Here is a 19,581-nt window from a genome sequence, read left to right as displayed (position 1 = left end):
ACTCTCGCGTTAAGTCTTCGTAAGTGTGCGGAAGCGTGGGGTGGTTCGGGGGTCAGGAGTGGAACGGGAGCCCGGCGTCGGCCACCAGCTCCAGGTCCTCGGTGTCCTCGGCCGGCAGCAGGCTGGCGGTGCCGTCGGTCACCGGTACGACGCCCAGTTCGAGCAGTTCGGCCAGGGCGGCGCTGCCGGCCATGTCGCGGACCTGGAGCTGGTAGCGGGCCGTCGTGCGGTAGGTGCCGCCGCCGTCGTCGCCGGTGCGCTGCAGGAAGCCCGAGTCGGTGAGGAAGGCGAGGGCCTTGGCCACGATGCCGGTGGTGGAGGCGGCCGGGCGGCGGGCGTCCTTGGTGGCGCCGGTGGCGCTGCGTCTGGCCCAGATGCGCCAGGCGGCCTCCAGTCCGGGCGCGTCGGTCGCCGGGTCGGTGTTCTCGCCCCGTTCCTCGGCCCGCTCCTCAAGGCGCCGGCAGGCCTGCCGGACGAAGGTGTCGACGCCGTTGACGGTGACGCGGCCGATGTAGGTGTCGTCGGCCAGGTCCTCCGGGCGCGGGAAGGCCAGGGCGGCGACGGCGAGGTGGGCGAGGCCGTGGAGGAAGCGGTCGCCGGAGTCGGCGGCGGTGCGACGCGCGTAGTCGCCCATGCGAACGGCGAACACCGAGTCCTCGGCGGCCGTCACGGCCATGCCCGCGCGCGGGGACACCTCCAGCACGACGAGGCCCAGGCCGGTGGCGACGGCGTCGGCGATTCGCGCGAACGCCGGGTCCTCGCGGTAGCGGCGCAGCAGCTCGGTGTACTCCTGGTCCCGCGCGGGCTGCAGCTTGGGCTGCAGCCCGAAGGCGACGAGCCGCGCCGCGTCGGCGGCGTCGGCGGGGGTGACGGCAGCGGGCGCCGACGGCGGCGACGCCTCCGCCTCACTCCACTCGACATGCTCGCTCACGGTTGGGGCTCCTTGTCGCGCTGTTGTTGACTCATGCTGCCTCCGTCCGGTCGGCCGCCATCCCCGCCGCATCGAGCAGGGCGGTTCCCACGATCAGGTCCGCCCCGCCGAACTCGGGATCGTCCAGCTCCGTCCCGTCGTCCACGGCGAACAGCAGCTTCTCCTCACCTTGCCGGTACGCGGTACCGACCGCCGGGCTGGCCGCATGGACCGCCAACAGGGCCACCAGATAGGCCAGATCGGGGTCACCGGTGCGCCGGGCCTCGGCCAGCAGCCCCGACAGCCTGCGCGGGGCGTCGGCCGGCAGGTCCAGCAACTCCATCGCGGCAGCCAGCTGCTCCTCGCTGAACCGGCTGTCGTCCGGTGTGGCGATCAGGTCGGGCTCGGGCATCTCCGCACCCAGGTGCTCCCGCTCCACCGGCGGCGTCAGCAGTATGTCGACGAGGTCCGCCACCCGGACGGACACCGGTGTGCGCAGTCCCGTGCCGCCCGCGAAGAAGGCGTCCGTGACCCGGATGGCCCGCTCCAGGGGCAGCGGCAGGACGGGGGCGACGAGATGGCCGTACAGATCTATCCCGGACGTCGTCGCCGGTGTGGCGAAGGCCTGCCGGTCCTGTTCGGCGCGGAACAGCGGGCCGGCCTCCAGCAGCCGCGACTGGAGCTGGGTGTGCCGCCGGATGCAGTCCTTGACGATGTCGACCAGTTCCGCGGCGCGGCGCTTGTGCTCGGGCTCCTCGGTCTCGTCCCGGGCCCTGCGGATGTTGGTGAGGATCGCGTTCTCGTGGCGGTAGCGGTCGGCCACGTGGTCCAGGGCCTCGGCGATCATGTCGGGCACGGCGCCCAGCCAGTCGACCGCGCGGACGTTGCGCCGGGTGGCCTCCAGGGCGCGGCGCAAGGTCTCCGAGTACTGCACCGTGCGGTAGCGGGCCTGTTCGGCGGCGAGCTGGGCGTCGGCGAGCCGGCCGCGGCTGATCAGCACCTCCAGCTTGACCTCGGCGGCGATCTGGGCGCTGGTGACGTCGGTGTCGAGGGCGCCGACCAGGACGTTGACGGCTTCGTCGGTCGTGCGCAGGTACACCGTGCCGCCGGGGCCGGGGACCTCTTCGATCAGTTTGAAGTCGTAGTCCCGGCGGACGTACGTCCCGTCCGGCGCGAAGGTGCCGTAGACGGCGCGGAAGCCGCGGTCGACGCTGCCGACGTTGATCAGGTTCTCCAGGACCCAGCGGGCCACGCGCTCGTGCTCGGCCGTCGGCCGGTGCGGGGCCTGGGCGGCGATGCGCGGGATCAGCCGGGCCACGATCTGCTCGTGGTCGGCGCCGGTGTCGAAGTCCATGTTGAGCGTGACCAGGTCGATGGCGGCGAGGGCCACCTCGGCCATGCCGTAGACCGAGTACTCACCGGCCAGGTTGGCCTTGCGCGCGTCGAGGTCGTGCAGCGGCGCGGTGCAGGCGAGCGCGCGCAGCCGCCGCGCCAGCCCCTCGTCGGCGGCCGGGCCCGGAGCCGGGCGCGGCCCCGCGCTGAGCTGGGGCGGAACACTGTCCGTCGATGCAGGCGAAGTCACGGTGCACAGAGTAGGTCCTGGGTCTGACATCGACCCAAACGACCCAGATGCGACGGGCGTCACGGAGGCGCAAGACGGGCGTAGCGGCGGCTCAGGAGGCGCGAGCGGGGTCGTCGCCGACGCGGCGCCGGTACACCTCCACCATCCGTTCCAGCGAGTCCGTGAGGTACGTCGCCAGCAGCCGCTCGGCCTCGCGCTTGTCGCCGGCCTGCAGCGCCCGCAGGATCTCGCGGTTGCGGGCGAGATAGGGCTCGTGCAGCCGGCGCGGGTCGTCGACGACGTGGAAGGCGAGCCGCAGTTCGGCGAAGACGCTGCGCATCAGTTCGTCGGTGCGTTCGCTGCCCGCGAGGGCGACCAATTCCCGGTGGAAGTGGATGTTGGCCGTGCCCAGCGCCTTCCAGTCGTTCCCGGCGGTCGCCCGCTCTCCTTCGGCGACCGCCGCGGCCACCCCTTCCAGCCGGTACGGCGGCTCGCCCAGGGAGCGGACGACGGCGCACTCGACCAGGGAGCGGGTGCGGTAGATGTCCTCGACGTCCTCGACCGTCAGGACCCGCACGAACACCCCGCGGTTGAGCTCGTGGACCAGCAGGCGTTCGTGCGTGAGCAGCCGGAACGCCTCGCGCAGCGTGTTGCGGGAGACCCCGAGCGCCCCGCCGATGCCGTCCTCCGACAGCCGGGTGCCGGGCGGGAAGTACCCGTCGGCGATACGGCTCCGGAGGATGTCCGAGACCCGCTCGGCCGTGCTGGTACGCCCCAGGAGCGCACGGTCGTCGGCCAGTGCCGTCAGCTGCTCTGCCATGCCGGAATTCAATCGCACCAACCGGAACGAAACAACATGGGTATTGAAGGATCGTTGAACAATCCTCTACCGTGCTCGAGAGGCATCGCCCACGCCCCCGAGGAGCCGGCATGACGCAGACACCGCGTACCGAGGATCTCCCCGTCACCGCAGTCGACTCGCACGCGCACGCGTGGAGTCCGGAAACCGCCCGAGGCCGCTTCCGGGACGGCCTCGCGGGCCCGACGGCCGGGGTGGCAGCGGGCCACACGCAGGCCAACCTGATCTCGGTGCCGGCCGACTGGGCCTACGACATGCTGTTGTTCTGCCAGCGCAACCCCAAGCCGTGCCCGGTGCTGGACGTCACGGACGCCGGCTCCACGTCGACCGTCCTCGCCGAAGGCGCCGACCTGCGCACGGATCTGCCGCGCTACCGGGTGTGGCAGGACGGCGAATTGGTCGAGGAGCCCACCGACGTGCGCGCGCACTGGCGGGACGACCTGGTGTCGTTCCTGCTCGGCTGCAGCTTCACCTTCGAGTGGGCGCTGGCCCGCGCGGGCGTGCCGATCCGGCATGTCGAGCAGGGCCGCAACGTGCCGATGTACGTCACCACGCGCGCGTGCCGGGAGGCGGGACGGCTGCGCGGGCCGATGGTGGTGTCCATGCGGCCGGTGCCTCCGGAGCACATCCGCGCCGCGATCCGGGAGAGCGGTCTGCTGCCGGCCGTGCACGGCGGTCCGGTGCACTGCGGGGACCCCGCACCGCTCGGTATCGAGGACCTGGCCCGCCCCGACTTCGGGGACCCGGTCACCCTCGCGCCCGGTGACATCCCGGTGTTCTGGGCCTGCGGAGTGACCCCGCAAGCCGCGGTGACGGCCTCCCGGCCGCCCTTCGCCATCACCCACGCCCCGGGCCAGATGTTCCTGACCGACGCCCGCGACGAGCAGTACCGGCTGGTCGGCATCGTCTGAGCCCGGCCGGTCGGCAGCGCACGCACGGCAACACCGGCGCGGCCGCCTCGCGGGGGTTACTGCCCCGTGCGACCACGCGCGCGTACGGCAGCGCAGCTGAACACGGGGGCGCACATCCGGTTCGTTCGGCCCCCGAACGAGCGCAAGACCGCAGTCCCGGCCGGCCCTCCGGCCCGCCGGGCACTCACCCGGTGACCAAGTGGCCCGCGCCGCCTGCACCCCCCACACAGCAACACAGGCCGAACCGGGCACGATGACCTCGCCGACCCGCTCCGGCACCACGCCCGCGGACCACCGACCCCCGGGCCCCTCGCCGTGACACCAGCGGTCCGCGCCACTCCCGTCCCGGCGGCCACGCAGACGGTGACCGGCACGGCGGCCCCCCGACGAGCACAGGCCACACTTCCGGCCGGCCCTCCGGCCCGTCGGAGAACTACCCGGTGACCACAGTGGCCCGCGCCGTCTGCGCCCCCACAGTCGCGCAGGGAGGACGCGGCGTTGTGGGCTCACCGGCCTCATCCCCGGCCATGCCCGCGCGGACCAGACCTGCCCTTACGACCTCGCCGACCGGATCCGCCGCCGTAGCCACACGGCCCGTACCCGCTGTCACGGCGTCGCCGACGGGATCCACCACCGTTGCCGCACCGGCCGGACCCGCCGCCACGGGCCCGCCGACCGTACCCGCCGTCACGGCGTCACTAGCCGTATCCGCGCTGTTCCCCGCCCTCGTGGCAGCAGATGTGCCCGCCGGATGCGTGTCCGCGGGGCGCCGCTGAGCCTCGGCGTCGCGGTCGGTGGCCTGGGTCAGGGCGGCCAGGGCCGCGGAGGCCGCTGCCGAGGCATGCAGGTCGAGCCGGGCGCTCGTGCCCCGGGCCCGGTGGTGCAGTTCGTCGGCGGCCAGGCGCAGCAGTTGGGGCAGCAGGTCCTTGCAGCGCCGGGCCACCCAGGCGGTGCCGGCCGTGGCCAGCCACAGCAGGCTCGCCGCGCGGGTGGGCGCCGGGAACTCCGGCTCGGGGGACGGCGGTTGCCCCGTCGCCCGGCCCGCCTGCGTGAGCAGTTCGTGGAAGCGGACGGCGAGCTGCCGGTGCCCGCGCTCGCCGGGGTGCAGCCGGTCGGCGCTCCACAGGGCCCGGTCGGTGATCCAGGCGCCGTCCGCGGCGTGCAGATGGACGGCCCCGTAGCGCTCGGACAGCGCGTGGACGACCGTGTTGACGGCCCGTTGCCGGCGGGCCAGCGGACGGGCCAGGGCGCTCGGCAGGCCCAGCATCGCGCCGGGGTCGGGCAGGCAGGCCGTGAGCAGGGTGGCCCCCTCGCGGGTGAAGGCCGCGTAGACCTCGTCGAGGTGGGCGGCGACCGCCTGGATGTCGAAGGTCCGGCGCAGTGTGTCGTTGACCCCGATCACGACCGACACCAGGTCGGGGTGCAGGTCGAGGGCGGCCGGGGTCTGCCGCTGAAGCACGTCACGGGTCTGTGCGCCGCTGACCGCGAGGTTGGTGAACTCCACGGCGTCGGCGGCGGCGAGGGCGGGCGCCAGCAGCGCGGCCCAGCCCCGCCAGCGCTCTCCCACGGGGTCGCCCACGCCCTCGGTCAGCGAGTCCCCGAGGGCGACGAAGCGGACGGGGCTCATGCCACGCCCTCCGGGACAGTGCGACGGGCGCCGGCCGGGCCGAGCACCTCCGCGTCGTGGGCCTCGAGGAACGCCTCCACGGCCGTACCCCAGCCGAAGCACTCCGCACGCGCGCGTGCCGCCTCGCGCCGGGTGCGCTCGCCGCGGTCCAGGAGCAGCTCGACGGCGTCCGCGAACGCCTCGCCGCGGTCGGCCGCGGTCGCCCCGGCGGAACCGATGACCTCGGGCAGCGCGGAGGACGCGCTCGCCACGACGGGCGTGCCGCACGCCATCGCCTCCAGTGCGGCCAGCCCGAAGGTCTCGGCGGGCCCGGGCGCGAGGGCGATGTCCGCGCTCGCCTGGAGGGCGCCGAGCGCGGCCCGGTCGGAGACGTGCCCGAGGAAGGTCACGGGCAGCCCGTGCTCCCGCGCGCGCTGCTCCAGACGGGCTCTGAGCGGCCCGTCCCCGGCCACCACGAGCACCGCCCGCCGCCCGCGTCGTATCAGCGCGTCGAGGGCGTCCAGGGCGGTGCCGGGGCGCTTCTCGACGGACAGCCGGGAGCACATCACGAGCAGCGCCTCGTCCCCGCGCGCGTGCCGGGTGCGCAGGCCCGGGTCGCGCAGGGCGGGGTGGCGTTCCGTCAGGTCGACACCCAGGGGGGCGCGTACGACATTGCGCGCGCCGATGCGTACGAACTCGCGCTCGGCGAACTCCGTGGTGCACACCACCCGTGAGTAGACGTGCGCGGTCCGGGTGTTGAGGGCGTCGGCGGCCCGCCGGGAGAGGTTCTCGGACAGACCCCAGGTGCGCAGCACGCCGTCGGCGGTCTCGTGGGAGACCATCACGGCGGGCACACGCGCGCGGCGAGCCCAGCGCCCGGTCCAGCGCAAAGTGGTGCGGTCGGAGACCTCCAGGCGGTCCGGGGCCAGCTCCTTCAGGAGGGCGGCCACGCGCCGCTTGTCGGTGAGGACGCGGTAGCCGCCGGTGCCCGGCAGCTGCGGGCCGGGCAGGGTGATGACCCGCCCCTGCTCGGTGTCGCGGTCGGTGTGCCGTTCACCGGGCACGATCAGGACGGGTTCGTGGCCGGCCGCCCTGAAGCCCTTGCCCAGCTCGCGCAGCGCGGTGCGCAGGCCGCCGGAGTTCGGGGCGACGAAGTTGGCGAGCCGGACGATGCGCAGGGACTGGCCGGTCATGCCGCCACCGCCGTCTTCCGTGCCGCGAGCACGTCGTCGTAGTGGGCGATCAGCTGGTCGCCGACGGCGGCCCAGGTGCGGCCCTCGACCATGGTGCGGGCGGCGGCGCCGAACGCGGTCCGCCGCGCCGGGTTGGCGGCGAGTTCGCGGACGGCTTCCCGTACGGCGTCGGCGTCGCCCGGCGGGACCAGGTATCCGGTGCGGCCGTGGGCGACCAGGTCGAGCGGGCCGCCGGCGGCGGGGGCGACGACCGGGACCCCACTGGCCATGGCCTCCTGGACGGTCTGGCAGAACGTCTCGAAGGGGCCGGTGTGCGCGAACACGTCCAGCGAGGCGAAGATCCGCGCGAGGTCGCCGCCGGTCCGGCGGCCGAGGAACACCGCGCCGGGCAGCGCCTCGGCGAGGTGGGCGTGGCTGGGCCCGTCGCCGACGACCACGACCTTGACGCCGTCCAGGCCGCAGGCGCCGGCGAGGAGTTCGACGTGCTTCTCCGGGGCGAGCCGGCCGACGTAGCCGACGATCAGCTCGCCGTTCGGGGCGAGTTCGCGGCGCAGCGCCTCGTCGCGCAGATCTGGCCGGAAACGTACGGTGTCCACCCCGCGCGGCCACAGCCGGACCCGGGGCACGCCGTGCGCCTCCAGGTCACCCAGGGCGGCGCTGGAGGGGGCGAGGGTGCGGTCGGCGGCGGCGTGCACGGAGCGGATCCGCCGCCAGGCGGCCGCCTCGCCGGCGCCCATGTAGGTGCGGGCGTATCCGGCCAGGTCGGTCTGGTAGACGGCGACGGCGGGGACGCCGAGACGGGCGGCGGCGGCCATGCCGCGGACGCCGAGGACGAAGGGGCTGGCGAGATGGACCAGGTCGGCGCGGTGTTCGACGAGCGCCGCGGCCAGTCGCCGACTGGGCAGGGCGACGCGGACCTGGGGGTAGCCGGGGAGCGGCAGGGAGGGGATCCGGACGACCCGGCAGGGGGCGTCCTTGTCCGGTCCGCTGCCCGGAGCGGGGGCGGGGGCGACGACGAGCGGATGGTGACCGCGATCTACGAGGTGCCGGGCGGTCTGGAGCGCGCAGTGGGCCACGCCGTTCACATCGGGGGGAAAGGATTCGGTCACGATGACGACACGCATACGGGTGTTGTCGCCGCGCCGGACGTGGCCGCGTCGACTTCGATCTTTCCGCCCGGGGAACGTCCTGTGAGCGTTGGACTGCACACCCGAGCAGGTCAGACGGCCGTCATGACCGCCTGACCTGCGGGACACCCGGTGTTCACACGGCGGGCAGTCGTCCGCCCGGGCCGTGGGCGTACGTGGGGTCAGCCGAGGGCGGCGTCGGGTCCGAAGCGGCTGCGCACCGCCGTCTGCACCTCCGCCTCCTCGGCCGGATCGGCGGCCAGGCGGCGCAGGCGCTCCACGACCCGGGCGTCACCGGTCTCGGCGTGCCGGGCGGCGAGCTCGCGGGTGGTCTCCTCGCAGTCCCACAGGCATTCGACGGCGAAGCCGGTGGCAAAGGAGGGGTCGGTGGCCGCCAGGGCGCGGGCGGCCCGGCCGCGGAGATGGGATGAGGCCGTCTCGCGGTAGACGTGGCGCAGTACCGGGGCGGCGCAGGCGATGCCGAGGCGTCCGGTGCCGTCGACGAGGGTCCACAGCGTGGGCGCGTCGGGGCCCTCGCCCCGTACGGCCTCGCGGAGGGCGCCGAGGACGAGGTCGCGGTCCTGGACGCCGCCGCGGCAGGCGAGCATGCGTCCGGCGGCGGCGCCGAGCGCGTCGGGGCGCTGGGCCCAGCGGCGGGCGCGGTCGACGGCGGCGACGCTGCGCATCCGTTCGAAGGCGTCGACGGCGGCCTCCACGACGACGCTCGTGCCGTCGCCGACGGCGGCCTCGATCAGGTCGAGGGCGTCGGGGTCGTTGCTGTCGGCGAGATAGCGCAACGCGGTGCAGCGGGCCCCGTCGACGCCGCCGCGGGCGGCCTGGACGATCTCCGGCCGGTCCTCGGGGCCGGCCACGGCGACCAGACAGCGGGCGGCCGGGACATGGAGGGCGGCGCCGCGCTCGATGCCCTGCTGAGCCCATTCGAAGACGGCGCCCACGCTCCAGCCGGGCCGCGGGCCGCTGGGGCTCATCTGGCGCTGCCAGCGGTCGAAACAGCCGGTCTCGTGGGCGGCACGCACGCGTGTGGCGATCGACTCGCGCGGATCCTCGGCCCACAGCCGCCAGGGCCTCGGCTCGAAGGCGTCGCGTACGGCGGCGGCCAGCTCGGCCTCGCCCTCGGGGTCGGCGGGGAAGCGGGCCAGGACGGGTGCGGCGAGGGCACGCAGGCCCGCGTCGTCGTCCCTGAGGGCCAGCTCGTCCAGCGCCCAGGCCCAGTTGGAGCCGTGCGCGGCGTACCGGCGCAGCAGTTCGAGCGCGTCCCGCCTGCCGTAGGAGGCGAGGTGACCGAGGACGGCCAGGGCGAGGCCGGTGCGGGACTCCTCGGTGTCGAGGACGTCCTCGGGGTCGAAGAGGTGCGCCTCGATCGCGTCCAGCTCGCCGTTCAGGTCGAGGTAGAGCCGGGCGTAGTACAGGGAGCGGTTCTCCACCTGCCAGTCGTGGCGGGGATCGCGCAGCACACAGTGGTTCAGGGCCGCGAGAGCTTCGGCGCGCGGGGCGGTGAGCGCGTGCAGTGTGCCGTCGCCGCGGCCCCGCTGGAGCAGGCCGAGCAGCGTACCGCTGGGCGCTATGACCGGATCGAACATGGGAAACAGCCTCACATCAAGCGTCGACGCAACCGGGAAACACGCACTACCTGGCCGCGTGACACAACGTCGGAGCGCCCGCCGTCTCTTGCTTGCTGAAGACCATCTCTCTCTGCCTCTCGTCTGTGGCCCATGCGGACCGCATCACGGCCCGCGCGGTGCGGCAACACCTGCCCAGCCATCGCGTCCGTGAATCACGTCGTCATGATGACCCGGCGGTTTGTGCTGCCGCGACCGTATTTCCGGCGGCCTTGTACCGCCTCCCCCGTTTTCCGTGTCGTACCTGCTCAGGACATGCGCCTCAGTGGGCGCCGAACAGCTCCAGGAGTTCCGTCTTGCCGAACATGCGGGCGGTGTCGACGGCCGACGGCGTCCCCGCGGCCGGGTCGGCTCCACCCTCCAGGAGCGCCTTGATCACTTCTGTCTCGCCCTTGAAGACGGCCCCCGCGAGCGGGGTCTGGCCGCGGTCGTTGATCTGGTCCGCCGCGGCACCCCGGGCGAGCAGGGCGCGTACGGCGTCGGCGTGGCCGTGGTAGGCGGCGAGCATCACCAGGGAGTCGCCGCGGTCGTTGGTGAGGTTGGCCGGAACGCCGGCGTCGACGTACGCCACGAGCGCCTCGGTCTGCCCCTGCCGGGCCAGATCGAAGATCTTGGTCGCCAGCTCCACGACCTCGGGGTCGGGGGCTTCACTCATCGGCCGGACCGCCTCTCCTTGGAACTTCGGGGACTTCAGGGAGCGTACGGCAGCGGGAGCGGAATGCGGCCGTACGAGTGAATCGCCAGCGTACTGGCTCGCGCGGCACATGACCCGATGTGCCCGAGGTAAAGATCACCGACAGCCCCCATCTGAGGCAACCGCCCAGCTCAGCCGGGCCTTGACCCGCTCAGCCGACTGGGTGAAATCAACCGAATTTCACCCAGTTGCACCTTTAATAATATGGATACATCCTGTGATCATGGAAGAACTCATGGTGACTGTCCCCCCTCGACACCAGGAGGTCTCAAATGATCCTCTCCATGTCCGGCGTCCTCATCCTCGGCGTCGTCGTCTTCCTGTTCTTCCGCAAGGACGGGCTCAAGGGCTCGCACGCCACGGTCACGGCCCTGTTCGGCTTCTACCTCGCCAATACGGGCATCGCGCCGAGTATCAAGGCCGGCGGGGAGAGCCTGGCGAGCCTCCTCGGCGGCATCAAGTTCTGACCCGGCCCGTCCCGCCCGCACTCACCGTCAGGAGACAGCAGTGGCCCGGCGCCCTCTCCCCCGCATTCTGAGCAAGGACAGCGCCCAGCTCGCCCGGACGCAGCTCGCCCGGAGCCGGGAGCTGGCCCGGACGGCGGCCGACAGCGCGACCGATGTCCTCCACCCGCTCATCACCGTCTCGCGCGGGCTGCGCCGGCTGGCCTCGGCCGGGCGGCGCAGATGGGCGGAGACACCCCAGGACAGGCGTGGCCCACTGCTGTTCCTCGTGGCCTCCGTCATGCTGGCCGTGGCGCTGGTGCCGTACGGGCCGCTCCTCGCCGTCATCGCCGTCATGGCGGCAGCAGCCTGGCAGGGCCGTGACCGCACCCCGCCGGCCCCCGAGGGGCCCGACGAGTCGCAGATCGAACGGCTCCAGTCCCTGTACGAGGCCCTGGTGCCGTACTTCGCCGGCCCCGAGGACCCGGCACCGCTGTACGCGCACGGCGGAGAGTGGCAGAAGGCCTTCCCCGCCCACGAGTTCGACGGCGACGGGCGCATCGGGCATCTCGTGATCCGTTACCCCGCGTACTTCCCGGACGGCGAGTCCGAGGCCCGCATGCGGATCGAGCAGCTGCTCACCGCGAAGGCCGGCCGGGGCCGCGAGTACCACTTCGCCTGGGACGAGGAGGGCAACCAGCTCACCGTCACCGTCCTCCCGCCCCTGCCCGCCGACATCCCGGCCCAGCACTTCGTCACCACACCCGGCGAGACCGTCCTCGGCTTCACCGACCCCAGCGAGGTCCAGCGCACGCTCCCGCTCTCCTACGGGGAGGAACAGATCGACGTGCCGCCGGTCGTCTGGCGCACCGGCATCCGCTCCACCGAGCCGCATCTGCTGGCCATGGGCCACCCCGGAAGCGGCACCTCGACCCTGCTGCGCTCCATCGCCCTGCAGGCCCTCCAGTACGGCGACGTCCTGATCGTCGACGGCGGCGGCACCGGCGAGTACGCGTGCCTGACCGGCCGGGACGGCGTGCTGGCGGTGGAGTGCGCGCTGCCCGGTGCGCTGGCGAGCCTGGAGTGGGCGGCACAGGAGACCGAGCGGCGGCTCATCGCCGTCAACCTGGCCCGGCAGGCGGGCGACCCGCCACCGGCCGACGCCCGCCGTCCGCTGTGGATCCTGCTGGACCGCCCGTCCGTCTTCGCCCACCTCGCCGCGGCGGACGGCCGCAAGGACCCGCAGGCGCTGCTCCAGGTGCCGCTGCGGCACGGCCGTGCCGCGAACGTGACCGTCGTCGTGGCCGAGCAGTTCGACAGCGCGCAGGCCCTGACCGACGCGGTACGGCAGCACACACGCGCGCGTGTCGTGCTCGGGTCCGCGGCGCCTCGGCAGGTGGAGGCGGTACTGGGCGCTCCGCCGCACACGAGACCGCTCGGGCAGGTGCCGCCGGGCCGCGGGTACGCGCGGCTGGGGTCGGGGCCGGTGCACCGGCTGCAGGTGCCGCGGACGCCGGATCCGTACGACGACGCGACCAGTGACGCCGACCGGCAGGCGGTGCTGGAGCTGCTGCCCGCGCGGACCACTGCCGTGGGGGCCGAGCCGACGGAGCCACCGCAGCCGACGGAGCCTTCACAGCCGGCGGATCTCACGAAGCCGGCGGTGGCTGCGGAAGCCGCGGGGTAGCACCGTTGGGGTTCGGACCGGCTGCCGGGTGCGGGTCCGTCGTGGCTTGTCGCGCCCACGCGGCGGAGCCGCATGTCAACACAGCCCCGCGCCCCTAGGGAGCTGCGGCCGGGCAGCGCCCCAAAGGGGCGCGGGGAACTGCGCGACAAGCCCCCACGCGCCCGCAGTCGCCGAAGCACCCGGCGCCCCGAGCTCTGAGGCGCCCGGCCTAAGCGACGAACGTGCCCGGCGCCTCCACACCCCCCGTACCACCGCTCTCCACCAGCCGGGCCGCCGCCGCAAGGCGGACCGCCGCCTCCTCCGCCACAGCTCCCCCGACGGTGAACGGCAGCCGGAGATAGCCCTCGAACGCGCCGTCCACGCCGAAGCGGGGGCCGGAGGGGACGCGGACGCCGGTCCGCTCGCCCGCTTCGGCGAGGCGCGAGCCGGACAGGCCCCCGGCGCGGACCCACAGGGTCAGCCCGCCCTGCGGGACGTTGAACTCCCACGTCGGCAGCTCGCGCCGGATCGCCGCCACCAGCGCGTCCCGGTTCTCGCGGGCCTGGGCCCGGCGCAGCTCCACCGCCTGCTGCCAACCCCCCGTGCTGAAAAGCCAGTTGACGGCGAGCTGCTCCAGCACCGGCGTACCGAGATCGGCGTACGCCCGCGCGGCGACCAGGCTGCGGATGACATCCGGGGCCGCCCGCACCCAGCCGATCCGCATGCCCGCCCAGAACGCCTTGCTCGCCGAGCCGACCGTGATGACGGTCGAGCCGGCCGGATCGAAGGCGCAGACCCGGCGCGGCATCGCGCCGTCCGCGAGCTCCTCGTCCAGCCACAGCTCGGTCATCGTCTCGTCGGCGACCAGCACCGTGCCGGCCGACCGCGCCGCGTCCACCAGCCTCCGCCGCTGGTCCTCGTCGGCGAGCGCGCCGGTGGGGTTGTGGAAGTCGGCGACGACGTACGCGAGACGGGGCGCGGCCTCACGCAGGACCTGGCGCCAGCGGTCCATGTCCCAGCCGGACAGCCCCTCGGCCATCGCGACGGGAACCAGGCGGGCGCCGGCCTCCCGCATCAGCTGGAGGATGTTCGCGTAGGACGGCGACTCGACCGCGATGCGTTCACCGCGCCCGGCGAAGAGGTGGCAGATCGCGTCGATCGCGCCCATCGCGCCCGTGGTCACCATGATCTGCTCGGGCATGGTGGGGATCCCGCTCGCGGTGTAGCGCTCGGCGATCATCGAGCGCAGCGCGGGCAGTCCGGCCGGGTAGTCGCCGTGTGTGTGGGCGTACGGCGGCAGTTCCTCCAGGGCGCCCTGCACGGCGCGGGTGAGCCACGGCTCGGGGGCCGGCAGCGAGGCACAGCCGAGGTCGATCATCGAGCCCAGGGCCTCGGGGGGCAGCGGCTCCAGACCACGGGCGGGCAGTGGGTTGCCGGCCGGTACGGCGGTCCAGCTGCCGGCGCCGCGCCGGGACTCCAGGAAGCCCTCGCCGCGCAGCGCCTCGTACGCGGCCGCGACGGTGGTGCGGCTGACGGAGAGAGCCAGGGCCAGTTCGCGTTCGGCGGGCAGGCGGGCGGCCACCGGGACGCGGCCTTCGAGCACCAGCAGGCGGATGCCGTCGGCGAGAGCACGGTAGGCGGGCGGGCGGCGGGTGCCGGGTCCGGCCGGGCGGTCCTGCTGGGACTTGAGCAGCCGGGCGAGCTGCGCGGCACCCATCGCAGAGGTCCACTGCGCCATGACGATCAGTCCACCTTCCCCGAATTGGCCATGGATGGCGATTCTTCCCAAGCCACAGAGTGACATGCGTCAGGCCACCGCCACCACCCAGGGGGTCCTTCGTGTCCACTTCGTGCCGTCTCGGACGGCGATTGATCCAGCTGTACGCCGGGCTCACGCTCTACGGCGCCAGTTCCGCCCTGCTCGTCGAGGCGGGCCTGGGCCTGGAGCCCTGGAACGTGCTGCACCAGGGGCTCGCCGAGCTCACCGGGCTGACCATCGGCGTCGTGTCGATCATCGTGGGAGCGGCGGTGCTGCTGCTGTGGATCCCGCTGCGCCAGCGCCCCGGGCTGGGCACCGTCTCCAATGTCTTCGTCATCGGCCTCGCCATGGACGGCACGCTCGCCCTCGTCCCGGACGCGCACTCCCTCGCCGTACGCGTCCCGCTCCTGCTCGCCGGGATCGTGCTGAACGGCGCGGCGACGGGCCTGTACATCGCGGCACGCTTCGGTCCCGGCCCCCGCGACGGGCTGATGACCGGTCTGCACCGGCGTACCGGCCGCTCGATCCGGCTGATGCGGACCGGGATCGAGGTCGCGGTGGTGGTCACCGGGTTCCTGCTGGGCGGCACCATCGGCGTCGGCACCGTGCTCTACGCCGTCTCGATCGGGCCGCTGGCGCAGCTGTTCCTGCGGGTGTTCGCCGTGCCGCCGGCACCGGGCCGCAGCACGGTCTTTGCCACCTCGACACCGGAACAGGTCATACTGCGGCCGTGACCCTCACGAAGCCGCCCATACGCCACCCCTACCTCGACCATCCCGGCCCGATCCCCTTCGCCCACCGCGGTGGGGCCGCCGACGGGCTGGAGAACACCGTGGCGCAGTTCCGGCGCGCGGTCGAGCTGGGCTACCGCTACATCGAGACCGACGTGCACGCCACGGCCGACGGGCGGCTCGTCGCCTTCCACGACTCGACGCTGGACCGGGTCACCGACGGTGCGGGCCGCATCGCGGACCTGCCGTGGGAGGACGTGCGGCACGCGCGCGTGGCCGGCCGGGAACCGGTGCCGCTGTTCGAGGAGTTGCTGGAGACCTTCCCCGAGGTCCGCTGGAACGTCGACGTCAAGGCGGAGCCCGCCCTGCGCCCCTTCCTGGAGCTGATCGAGCGCACGGGCGCCTGGGACCGGGTCTGCGTGGGCTCGTTCTCCGAGGCCCGCGTGCTGCGCGCCCAGCGCCTGGCCGGGCCGAAGCTGGCCACCTCGTTCGGCACCCTCGGGGTCCTCAGCCTGCGGCTGCGCTCCTGGGGCCTGCCGGCCGCCGTGCGCCGGTCCGCCGTCGCCGCCCAGGTGCCCGAGGCACAGTCGGGCGTCCCGGTGGTCGACCACCGCTTCGTCCGCGCCGCCCACGCGTACGGGCTGCAGGTGCACGTGTGGACGGTCAACGAACCCAAGCGCATGCACCGGCTCCTGGACTTGGGAGTCGATGGCATCATGACCGATCACATCGACACGTTGCGCAAGGTCATGGAGGAGCGCGGCGTCTGGGCCTGACCGCCCGGCGTCCGGGCCCGAGCCTTCGCACTTGAGCAGTTGAGCGGGGAAGCGAGGGCACGGGTGAGCACGGACACCGTGCGGACGGCCGCGGCGGACGACGCCGCCGGCCTCCGGCGCGAGCAGCGCGGCTGGTATTTCTACGACTGGGCCTGCTCGGTCTATTCGACGAGCGTGGTGACGGTCTTCCTGGGCCCCTACCTCACCGCGGTCGCCGAGCGGGCCGCGGACGCCGACGGCTATGTGCATCCGCTGGGCGTCCCGGTCCGGGCGGGTTCCTTCTTCGCCTACTCGGTGTCCCTGTCGGTGATCCTGGCGGTCGTGGTGATGCCGATCGTGGGCAGCGCGGCCGACCGCACCGGACGCAAGAAGCCGCTGCTCGCGGCGGCGGCGTACACCGGGGCCGCCGCGACCACGGGCATGTTCTTCCTGGACGGCGACCGGTACCTGCTCGGCGGGGTGCTGCTGGTGGTGGCCAACGCGGCGCAGTCCGTCGGGATGATGCTCTACAACTCCTATCTGCCGCAGATCGCCCCACCCGAGGAGCGGGACGCGGTCTCCTCACGGGGCTGGGCCTTCGGCTACGGCGCGGGCTCCACGGTCCTGGTCGCCAACCTGGTCCTGTACTCGGCGCACGACTCCTTCGGCCTGAGCGAGACGGCCGCGGTCCGCGTCTGCCTGGCCTCGGCGGGCCTGTGGTGGGGTGCGTTCACGCTCATACCGCTGCGCCGGCTGCGGGACCGGCACGCGCGCGTGGAGCGCGGCACGGCACCCGGGCTCAGACAGCTCGCCGCGACGGTCCGGGACATGCGCCGGCATCCGCTGACGCTCGCCTTTCTGCTGGCGTACCTCATCTACAACGACGGCATCCAGACGGTGATCACCCAGGCTTCCGTCTACGGCTCCCAGGAACTGGGACTCAGCCAGTCGACGCTCATCGTGGCCGTGCTGCTGGTGCAGGTGCTGGCCGTGGCCGGGGCGCTGGCGATGGGCCGGCTGGCGCGGACGTACGGCGCCCAGCGGACGATCCTGGGCTCGCTGGTGGCGTGGACGGTGACGCTGGCGGCCGGTTACTTCCTGCCCGCGAGGACGCCGGTGTTCTTCTTCGTGCTGGCCGCCGGGATCGGCCTGGTCCTCGGCGGCAGCCAGGCGCTGTCCCGGTCGCTGTTCTCCCATCTCGTGCCGCCCGGCAAGGAGGCCGAGTACTTCTCGGCGTACGAGCTGAGCGACCGCGGGATGAGCTGGCTCGGGCCGCTGCTGTTCGGGATGACCTACCAGCTGACCGGAAGCTATCGGTCCGCGATCATCTCGCTGGTGGCCTTCTTCGTCATCGGCTTCGTGCTGCTGGCGCGGGTCCCGGTACGGCGGGCGATCGGCGAGGCGGGCAACCCGGTTCCGGAGAAGATTTAGCACTGATTTAGCGCTCAACGCGAAAGGGCGGTAGTGTACGCCTTTGGCCTGCCAGGCGTACCGTTACTGCGCGTCAAAGATGCCGAAACGCTGGGTGACATCTGCTAGCAGATGTGACAAACCGGGCGCCGGTGGGTAGAACAAGGGGCGGCTACGACGGCGACGCATGACCCGGAACGGGACACGGAACGGGAATCTTTACCGCCGACCGGACGTTGACCGGATGACGACGACAGCGACACCTGTCCTGTGGGCGACAAGCCCGGGAGGCACGATTCATGAGTGAGCGAGCTCTTCGCGGTACGCGCCTCGTGGTGACCAGCTACGAGACGGACCGCGGTATCGACCTGGCCCCGCGCCAGGCCGTGGAGTACGCATGCGAGAAGGGGCACCGGTTCGAGATGCCCTTCTCGGTCGAGGCGGAGATCCCGCCGGAGTGGGAGTGCAAGGTCTGCGGAGCCCAGGCACTCCTCGTCGACGGCGACGGCCCTGAGGAGAAGAAGGCCAAGCCCGCGCGTACCCACTGGGACATGCTGATGGAGCGGCGCACCCGTGAGGAGCTCGAAGAGGTCCTCGAGGAGCGCCTGGCGGTTCTGCGCTCGGGGGCGATGAACATCGCCGTTCACCCTCGGGACAGCCGCAAGTCGGCGTAGTCCCTGCGGGCTGGGCCGAGATACAGCGCACACGAAACCGCGGGCGCCGTACGTGAATCGCGTACGGCGCCCGCGGTTTCGTGTGCCCTCAGCCCGGGTCTCGTCTGTCCGCAGCCCGGGGTTTCGTCTGTCCATAGCCCGCGGTGTCGTACGGCCGCCGTGCTCAGCGGGACAGCGGCGGGCGCTGCTGCTGGTCCCCCGGCCCGGGCCGGTCCTCCCGGATGACCTCGCCCTGCACCACCTTGCCGTCGGGACGGCGGATGCGGGCCTGCTGGAAGGCGTCGCCGAGGCTGCCCGGGGCCGCCGTGCGCAGCCTCTTGTCCAGGGCGTTCTCCGCGTACCGGCTCACGGCCCTCTGCACCGGGGGCAGCAGCAGGAGCAGGCCGGCCACGTCGGAGACCAGGCCGGGGATGATCAGCAGCAGGCCGCCGAGCATCATCAGGCCATTGCCGCCGCCGCGCTCCGGTGAACCGCCTCGCTGCAACGCCTCGTTCAGGCTCTGGAAGGCACGGCGGCCGGCCCGTTTGATGACCACGGAGCCGGCCATGAGGCCCGCGACGAGCAGCAGGAACACCGCAAGCCCCCCGGCCGCCCCCGCCACCTGGGTCAGCAGCCAGATCTCCAGCACCAGCCAGGCGGCGATACCCAGAGGCAGATACCTACGCAGCCGGGAGCGCCGGGGGCGGGCAGCGGTGTACGGAGAGGTGGGAGCGCCAGTCGTCATGCTCCCAGTGTGCCTGGCGGCGGCTCAGCGCCAGATAAGGGGATGCCCCTACGCGTTCCGCTTGTTCTTGCCGGTGAGCTTGGCGAGCCGGTCGCTCGCGCCCCAGGCGGTGACCCGCCACAGCGCCTCGACCACGATGTTCTTGCTCATCTTGGAGTCGCCGAGTTCGCGCTCCACGAAGGTGATGGGCACCTCGACCACATGGAAGCCGGCCTTGACCGCGCGGCGGGCCAGGTCGACCTGGAAGCAGTAGCCCTGCGAGGCGACCTCGTCCAGGCCCAACCCCTCGAGCGTCTCGCGGCGGAAGGCGCGGTAGCCGCCGGTGATGTCGCGCAGCGGCAGGCCCAGGGCGAGGCGGGAGTAGAAGCTGCCGCCGCGGGAGATGAACTGGCGGGACTTGGGCCAGTTCACGGTTCGCCCGCCGGGCACCCAGCGCGAGCCGAGCACCAGGTCGGCGCCCTGGAGGGCGGTCAGCAGCCGGGGCAGTTCCTCGGGCTGGTGCGAGCCGTCGGCGTCCATCTCGATCAGCACGCCGTAGCCGTGCTCCATGCCCCAGCGGAAGCCCGCGAGGTAGGCGGCGCCGAGACCTTCCTTGCCCTTGCGGTGCAGCACCTGGACCTGGTCGTCCTCGGCGGCCAGCTCGTCGGCGAGCTTGCCGGTGCCGTCGGGGCTGTTGTCGTCCGCGATCAGCACGTGCGCCTCGGGGACGGCCTTGCGCACCCGGCCGACGATGGTCTTGATGTTCTCCGCCTCGTTATAGGTCGGAATGATCACCAAGGCCGTTCCGAGCGGACCGAAGTGCCTTGCCTGGGCCTTGGCCGCCAGGGTCCCGTCGCCGTCGTTCACTGCTGCCCCTTCTGGTCGTACGCAGGGGTCCACCATAGTGGCCACCGCCTGGTAAGACACACCGACTCGTGC

Annotated in this window: 17 protein-coding genes and 1 pseudogene; 7 read left to right on the top strand and 11 right to left on the bottom strand. The window is 73.0% G+C overall.

Annotated elements, in window-relative coordinates; genetic code table 11:
* Positions 1-52: 52 nt before the first annotated feature.
* From ACWC2T_RS29770 to ACWC2T_RS29760, 3 genes are all read right to left on the bottom strand, one after another.
* Complete coding sequence (locus tag ACWC2T_RS29770; protein WP_450673435.1) at positions 53-931, bottom strand: hypothetical protein; 879 nt, start codon at positions 929-931, stop codon at positions 53-55.
* A gap of 31 nt (positions 932-962) precedes the next feature.
* Positions 963-2,492: a hypothetical protein gene (locus tag ACWC2T_RS29765; RefSeq protein WP_450673434.1), complete on the bottom strand. Its 1,530-nt coding sequence runs from the start codon at positions 2,490-2,492 to the stop codon at positions 963-965.
* Between the two features lie 91 nt (positions 2,493-2,583).
* On the bottom strand, positions 2,584-3,291 hold the full coding sequence (locus ACWC2T_RS29760; RefSeq protein WP_450673433.1) for a GntR family transcriptional regulator: 708 nt from the start codon (positions 3,289-3,291) through the stop codon (positions 2,584-2,586).
* Positions 3,292-3,401: 110 nt separating this feature from the next.
* Here ACWC2T_RS29760 and ACWC2T_RS29755 point away from each other — a divergent pair, with 110 nt between their 5' ends.
* Positions 3,402-4,241 (top strand): putative hydro-lyase, encoded by an 840-nt coding sequence (locus tag ACWC2T_RS29755; protein WP_450673432.1) that lies wholly within the window; start codon positions 3,402-3,404, stop codon positions 4,239-4,241.
* Between the two features lie 802 nt (positions 4,242-5,043).
* Here the strand turns inward: ACWC2T_RS29755 and ACWC2T_RS29750 are convergent.
* From ACWC2T_RS29750 to ACWC2T_RS29730, 5 genes and pseudogenes are all read right to left on the bottom strand, one after another.
* Positions 5,044-5,868: pseudogene (locus ACWC2T_RS29750) on the bottom strand (SGNH/GDSL hydrolase family protein); the annotation flags it as partial.
* Positions 5,865-7,040 (bottom strand): glycosyltransferase, encoded by a 1,176-nt coding sequence (locus ACWC2T_RS29745; RefSeq protein ID WP_450673431.1) that lies wholly within the window; start codon positions 7,038-7,040, stop codon positions 5,865-5,867. The gene ACWC2T_RS29745 and the pseudogene ACWC2T_RS29750, both read right to left, overlap by 4 nt.
* The gene (locus ACWC2T_RS29740) at positions 7,037-8,164 is read right to left on the bottom strand and encodes a glycosyltransferase family 4 protein (protein ID WP_450673430.1); all 1,128 of its coding nucleotides are present in this window, start codon (positions 8,162-8,164) and stop codon (positions 7,037-7,039) included. The genes ACWC2T_RS29745 and ACWC2T_RS29740 overlap by 4 nt, the downstream gene beginning before the upstream one ends.
* Before the next feature lie 185 nt (positions 8,165-8,349).
* A complete protein-coding gene (locus ACWC2T_RS29735; protein ID WP_450673429.1) occupies positions 8,350-9,768 on the bottom strand; it encodes a HEAT repeat domain-containing protein in 1,419 nt (472 codons plus the stop codon).
* 301 nt (positions 9,769-10,069) lie between these two features.
* Positions 10,070-10,462: an ankyrin repeat domain-containing protein gene (locus ACWC2T_RS29730; RefSeq protein ID WP_450673428.1), complete on the bottom strand. Its 393-nt coding sequence runs from the start codon at positions 10,460-10,462 to the stop codon at positions 10,070-10,072.
* Positions 10,463-10,773: 311 nt separating this feature from the next.
* Here ACWC2T_RS29730 and ACWC2T_RS29725 point away from each other — a divergent pair, with 311 nt between their 5' ends.
* Together ACWC2T_RS29725 and ACWC2T_RS29720 are read left to right on the top strand one after the other, a co-directional pair.
* Positions 10,774-10,968, top strand: a complete 195-nt coding sequence (locus ACWC2T_RS29725) for a hypothetical protein (protein WP_153544805.1) — start codon at positions 10,774-10,776, stop codon at positions 10,966-10,968.
* Between the two features lie 40 nt (positions 10,969-11,008).
* On the top strand, positions 11,009-12,631 hold the full coding sequence (locus ACWC2T_RS29720) for a hypothetical protein (RefSeq protein ID WP_450673427.1): 1,623 nt from the start codon (positions 11,009-11,011) through the stop codon (positions 12,629-12,631).
* A gap of 208 nt (positions 12,632-12,839) precedes the next feature.
* Here ACWC2T_RS29720 and ACWC2T_RS29715 read toward each other — a convergent pair whose 3' ends face one another.
* Positions 12,840-14,348 carry an SCO1417 family MocR-like transcription factor gene (locus tag ACWC2T_RS29715; protein WP_450673426.1) on the bottom strand — a complete coding sequence of 503 codons (1,509 nt, stop codon included), beginning with the start codon at positions 14,346-14,348 and terminating at the stop codon, positions 12,840-12,842.
* Positions 14,349-14,449: 101 nt separating this feature from the next.
* On the opposite strand from ACWC2T_RS29715, the gene yczE reads away from it, so the two are divergent.
* From yczE to ACWC2T_RS29695, 4 genes are all read left to right on the top strand, one after another.
* Positions 14,450-15,103: a membrane protein YczE gene (gene yczE, locus ACWC2T_RS29710; protein WP_450673425.1), complete on the top strand. Its 654-nt coding sequence runs from the start codon at positions 14,450-14,452 to the stop codon at positions 15,101-15,103.
* On the top strand, positions 15,100-15,876 hold the full coding sequence (locus tag ACWC2T_RS29705; protein ID WP_450673424.1) for a glycerophosphodiester phosphodiesterase: 777 nt from the start codon (positions 15,100-15,102) through the stop codon (positions 15,874-15,876). Before yczE ends, ACWC2T_RS29705 begins: the two co-directional genes overlap by 4 nt.
* 63 nt (positions 15,877-15,939) lie before the next feature.
* The gene (locus tag ACWC2T_RS29700; RefSeq protein WP_450673423.1) at positions 15,940-17,286 is read left to right on the top strand and encodes an MFS transporter; all 1,347 of its coding nucleotides are present in this window, start codon (positions 15,940-15,942) and stop codon (positions 17,284-17,286) included.
* Positions 17,287-17,564: 278 nt separating this feature from the next.
* Positions 17,565-17,939 (top strand): RNA polymerase-binding protein RbpA, encoded by a 375-nt coding sequence (locus tag ACWC2T_RS29695; RefSeq protein WP_003977404.1) that lies wholly within the window; start codon positions 17,565-17,567, stop codon positions 17,937-17,939.
* A gap of 163 nt (positions 17,940-18,102) precedes the next feature.
* Here the strand turns inward: ACWC2T_RS29695 and fxsA are convergent, their stop codons facing one another.
* Together fxsA and ACWC2T_RS29685 are read right to left on the bottom strand one after the other, a co-directional pair.
* Positions 18,103-18,663 carry an FxsA family membrane protein gene (gene fxsA / locus ACWC2T_RS29690; protein WP_450673422.1) on the bottom strand — a complete coding sequence of 187 codons (561 nt, stop codon included), beginning with the start codon at positions 18,661-18,663 and terminating at the stop codon, positions 18,103-18,105.
* 48 nt (positions 18,664-18,711) lie between these two features.
* On the bottom strand, positions 18,712-19,509 hold the full coding sequence (locus ACWC2T_RS29685) for a polyprenol monophosphomannose synthase (protein WP_450673421.1): 798 nt from the start codon (positions 19,507-19,509) through the stop codon (positions 18,712-18,714).
* Between the last annotated feature and the right edge of the window lie 72 nt (positions 19,510-19,581).

The organism is Streptomyces sp. NPDC001393 (assembly GCF_053597455.1).
This window is presented reverse-complemented; position numbering and strand designations above follow the sequence as displayed.